This window comes from Bartonella sp. AP331QHHD (assembly GCF_042195905.1).
Classification (GTDB): Bacteria; Pseudomonadota; Alphaproteobacteria; order Rhizobiales; family Rhizobiaceae; genus Bartonella.
In genome coordinates this window covers 1-4725 of sequence record NZ_JBHIPG010000009.1, presented here as the reverse complement: position 1 = coordinate 4725, position 4725 = coordinate 1, and the positions used below count along the sequence as shown (strand labels likewise).

The window sequence follows — 4725 nt, the reverse complement described above, 5'->3', positions numbered from 1 at the left end:
TGCTTGTCCTTCAGACATATCGTCGAGCTTTTTGACGTTGACATAAGCAAGTATTTTTTCTTCTTCTGTTTGGGTTTGTACTATGAGTCTTCTGATTTCATTGATCTGTTGTGGAAAAGCCTTTTTAATAGGCGGGTTTCCATCTGTATCGTCTTCTTTACTTGCTAAATTAAGAAGCATGCCTAATAGGTATCTTCGTGCGTAGGTAAGTGTGGAACCAAGTGATTGTATGCTATTTTTAGAGCCTGTACTGTCAATTGGAAATGTTCCTTCTGTTGAGATTTGATTGTCTGAAGGATGAGACAGAGTTATTTCTATGGTAACGTTTTTTTCTGTTTGATTTTTAATACGATAAAACAAAGCAAATTTGTATGTTGCAAGCCCTTTCTTTACAGCATCAATGTACTGATCAAGTGTAGCGTATTTGCTGTTTGTATGGTTATTAATGGCGTTTTGTTCGATATTTTTATATGCCATTTGCACAGCCGAAAGATCACGGACAAAATTTTGGCGCTCTTGTCGTTTTATCTCTTGTTCTCTTAAATCAAGAAGACGCTCTAAGCGATCCATATCGACGTCACTGTCTAAGGCTTTATTTAAAATACGTTCCATGACAGTTTGTTCGACGGCTACATGATGTGTTTCTTCAATTTCTATTAGGTTAGTGTTTTGTTCACTCATCTTGATTTCCTACATTGCGCGCAATTCACCTGTGGCGTGAATCACGCTTGTGTTAAAAGGCTGGTTTTTGGGTGTTAGAGTTTTGTCTTTACAGGTTGTACAATCCGATCAATTGGAATGCGTTTTATATATGCACAATGATCAGAATATAGCGTCAACAAGAAAGATTCATCTGAATTGGGTGGTATCATTTCAAATCTAGTGCATGCAAACGGTCTGAATTCGTATGAAAATGCAAAGCATTGCGATCCTATGAGTTCCATTGGCACGATATTCTCTTCACTTAAGAAGGCATCTATTTTGTCTTTAGAGATTATGGTATCTACATAGGGCTCGCCCTTATCTCCAGAGATCGTTATACAAAGTTCACCTGGATTGTGGGTATTTCTCACAACTAACTGCGAACACAAAGTAGGTTTAATTTCATATCTATACATAATAATTATCTTCTCTCGCTCGTTGTGATAATACTGCCTCCACGAACCTCTGAATCTCCGTAAATGTGTGCGTTACCATACACTTCTGCATTGCAATGAACACTTGCATTTTCGTAAACATGTGCTTTTCCAAAAATACGACCACCATATATTTTTGCGTTATGATGAATTGTTGCATTTTCATAAATATTTGCAAAATAACAAACTTTTGAGTTATCAAATACCTTGGCATTGTTGTAAACTTTTGCACCGCTATAAACCATGGCATCATTATAAACCCAACAGTCTCCTTCATGACTTAAGTTGCTCTCACCTTCTATAAAGCCGCCTAGGTCACCTTTCTTGATTTTTCCGAAGCTTCTCAATGCACGAATGCGGTGAAGGATTTTGCCATCAACATTGATTGTTTCATCAGTCATTTCGTATTTTTTTTCCATGGTTTTACTCCTTTAAGTTAGATTCTGCCTTTGTCGTTCTTGCAAAAGAACGGCATTGCATTGTGTGGTGAATTTTTTGAAAAGGTGGCGTCTTTTAAAAACGCCTTTAGCTTTTAAAGCACATCACAAGGACGCAAACGGTGTTGTTTTTCGTAAGAACCATACATTGCATCATCATATTCGCGCTGTTTTATATCATCTAAAAAAAAACCGTATGCTGTGCTGTGTAGAATAAAGTCATGCGGTATTTTGCCATCAAAACACTTTTGTTCACGTAGTTTGAGATAAAACTCAGCAATATCTTCAGAGATATCTTCGCAACGATTAGTCGTTGGTTCTACGCGCAAAATTTGGACAGCATTATCGGTTTGGTCGATAAAATTGATAATGTCCTTTTCTTCTAATAAAGGACCAGATTTAGCGAGATTTTGTTCTTCATTTTCGCACATCACTAAGAGAATTTCATCAGAATTTATAAACACTGGTTTATTCACAAATGCCTCCATACAGCCTATTGGCAAAAGTTATTTTCTAAGATATGGGAGATAAATATATGCAAAAAGTGCAAGTGTCAACATAAAAATGTAAAAAGTGCATATTTATGCTAGATATGTTTTTTTAAAAAGTGCACTATCCACAATTTATGGAGATACAAAATGCAAATAGCGGAACAAGATTCTAATCTTTTAAAAGGGTTTTCTCAGAAAGAAAAGGAAACTATAACTTATCTTTTGATTGCCTTAAAAACTCAATATATAAAATCACAGACTTCTTGTTTTCTTCAGAAAGATCACGATAAAAATTCATAAATTCTTGATCAACATCATTGAAGAAATTGGGGGGGGGCTCGTTAAAAAACTCAGCTATTTTAACTAATTCCCCAATACTTATGCTTCTTGATTTTCCATTTTTGTAAGGATTAATCATTCTGCTTATAGTGGATTGATGGATTCCCAAGTAGGCGGCTAGTTCTATTTGAGCACCGTGTCCGCGCTCGTCTAATTTTTTTTCTAGCCATTGTTGGATACTTTTTTCAATATTGCTACTCATAATTTAAATATTATCCCTAAAAATACGTAAAATGCAAAAATGTGAAAGGTGCATTTTTTGTTGACATATGTAAAAAGTGCAATTATTTATTGTGCTGTTATGGAGATTACATATGCCTTCGAGATTAATTATAAAATATTTAGGTGGTTTCAAAACTGTAGCAACCATAGTGCAAAGAGATGTGTCATCTGTTTATAGATGGCGTGACATGCCAGCAAAACACCAGCAAAAAATTTTAGATTACGCACGTGATCATGGGATAGATTTGCGTCCAGAAGATTTTTTTTATCCCGAGCGCTTGCAGAGATTAATGCAAGAGCAACACCCCCCAATGACTACATTTGCAAAAAGTTCCGGCGTTGATAGCGCGCGTGAGACTTTGCAGCCTTAAGGAGGTGATGATGGCTGTAGAAAAGAAATACGAACTTACTGATGAAACAATTGAGTTTGCTGGAAAAACTCTTCACCGCATTCGTGCATTGAGAAGCTTTGGAAAAGTTAAAGCAGGTGATGTTGGTGGTTTTGTAGAGAGTGAAGGCAACCTCTCTCATGAGGGCGATTGTTGGGTTGGGAATAGGGCATGGGTTTATGGTGATGCACGTGTTTTTGGCAATGCCAAGGTTCTTGGTTTTTCTCATGTTTATGACAATGCCCGTGTTTATGAGAATGCCAATGTTCTTTTAGCAGCTGCGATTTATGGCAACGCCAAGGTTTGTGGTAATGCGCATGTATTTGGCAATGCCAAGGTTTGTGATGAGGCTGCGGTTTTTGGTAATGCTTACGTTTACGATAATATCCATGTTTATGGCAGCGCCAAGGTTTATGGCAACGCCAAGGTTTGTGGTTATGCCAAGGTTTGTGATGCTGCTAAGGTGTTCGGTCATGCCGTGGTTTATGGTAAGGCCAAGATTTATGGAAATGCATATGTTTGCGGCACTGAAGAATATGGTGGCGACAGAGTTTATATGTGTTCACATAATGCAAATGAAGCGCATAAGAATGATGATGGTAAGCCTCGTGTAGAGCTTATACCGCCGTTGGCACTGCTTGAAATTGGTAAAGTTTTAGAGTTTGGGGCAAAGAAGTACGGAGCAAACAATTGGCGTAATGGCATGCACTGGAGCAGGTTACACGGTGCTGCTTTACGTCATTTATTAGCATGGTTTGGTGGAGAGCATAAGGATGCTGAGAGTGATTTATCACACTTGGCACATGCGGCTTGTTGCATTCTTTTTTTAATGGAATGCGAAGCACAACAGATTGGTCATGATGACCGCCCTCATAAAAATTAAAGGAGATAAAGATGAGTTCGAATGAGATTTTATGGATAGCAGTGGTTTCAGTTTTGCTCTTAAGCGGAGTGATGTTTCGTATTGCATTGCATTATCGCGACCAAGTTAAGGCGCTTAAAGAGCAGGTTCAAGATATTAAGAAAAAAATGAAAGAGAATGAGTTTAGGTATTTAAAGGAAAGCAAGCAGACAATTGATGAATGTGATGCGGATCTTGAAGAACGTGACAAGGAAATTAAACAACTGAAGCAAGAGATTGAAGAACGTGACGAGGAAATTAAACAACTGAAGCAAGAGATTGAAGAACGTGACGAGGAAATTAAACAACTGAAACAAAAGACTGAAGAACTAAAACAAAGTATAGATGCGTATCGAGAAGAGTTTACACGGAAAAGTGAAAAGATACGGACACTAAAAGCAGATGTGCAATTACGCGACGAGGAAATTAAAGAATTGAAGCAAGAGATTGAAGAACGCGACGACGAGGAAATTAAACAACTGAAGCAAGAGATTAAAGAACGTGACGAGAAAATTCAAAGACTAACACAAGAGCTTAAACAGCGTGATGAAGCAGTAAAAGCGCCGCCTCATAAGAATAAGAAGAGTAAGAAGAAGGGTAAGTGAGGAGTGGATAAGATGACAGTTAAAAAGAAGTATGAATCTACTGATGAAACAATCGAAGTTAATGGAGTTACGCTTCATCGTATACGTGCTTTAAGAAATTTTAGAGATGTGTACGCAGGTGCTCTAGGTGGCTTTATTGAAAATGAAAGCAATTTAAGTCATGAGGGAGACTGTTGGGTTGGGGACGATGCAAAGGTTTATGGTA

At 37.7% G+C, this 4725-nt stretch carries 7 protein-coding genes and 1 pseudogene; 4 read left to right on the top strand and 4 right to left on the bottom strand.

The genetic code is table 11. The annotated features are described in order from the left end of the window. The 4 genes from ACFIMS_RS01110 to ACFIMS_RS01095 all read right to left on the bottom strand — a co-directional run. Positions 1 to 681: ERF family protein (locus tag ACFIMS_RS01110; protein WP_375696307.1), on the bottom strand; the 681-nt coding region annotated here is incomplete at its 3' end. 442 nt (positions 682 to 1123) lie between these two features. After that, complete coding sequence (locus ACFIMS_RS01105; RefSeq protein WP_375696306.1) at positions 1124 to 1555, bottom strand: hypothetical protein; 432 nt, start codon at positions 1553 to 1555, stop codon at positions 1124 to 1126. 113 nt (positions 1556 to 1668) lie between these two features. After that, on the bottom strand, positions 1669 to 2049 hold the full coding sequence (locus ACFIMS_RS01100; protein WP_375610977.1) for a hypothetical protein: 381 nt from the start codon (positions 2047 to 2049) through the stop codon (positions 1669 to 1671). Between the two features lie 223 nt (positions 2050 to 2272). After that, positions 2273 to 2605: a helix-turn-helix domain-containing protein gene (locus ACFIMS_RS01095; protein ID WP_375612684.1), complete on the bottom strand. Its 333-nt coding sequence runs from the start codon at positions 2603 to 2605 to the stop codon at positions 2273 to 2275. A 112-nt stretch (positions 2606 to 2717) separates the two neighbouring features. Between ACFIMS_RS01095 and ACFIMS_RS01090 the strand changes: the two genes are divergently transcribed. The 4 genes and pseudogenes from ACFIMS_RS01090 to ACFIMS_RS01075 all read left to right on the top strand — a co-directional run. Continuing rightward, positions 2718 to 2996: a hypothetical protein gene (locus ACFIMS_RS01090; RefSeq protein ID WP_375638624.1), complete on the top strand. Its 279-nt coding sequence runs from the start codon at positions 2718 to 2720 to the stop codon at positions 2994 to 2996. A 574-nt stretch (positions 2997 to 3570) separates the two neighbouring features. Further along, a complete protein-coding gene (locus ACFIMS_RS01085; RefSeq protein ID WP_375610982.1) occupies positions 3571 to 3897 on the top strand; it encodes a dATP/dGTP diphosphohydrolase domain-containing protein in 327 nt (108 codons plus the stop codon). 11 nt (positions 3898 to 3908) lie between these two features. Further along, positions 3909 to 4520 (top strand): hypothetical protein, encoded by a 612-nt coding sequence (locus ACFIMS_RS01080; protein WP_375696305.1) that lies wholly within the window; start codon positions 3909 to 3911, stop codon positions 4518 to 4520. A 12-nt stretch (positions 4521 to 4532) separates the two neighbouring features. Beyond that, positions 4533 to 4725 (top strand): annotated as a pseudogene (locus ACFIMS_RS01075) (hypothetical protein); the annotation flags it as partial.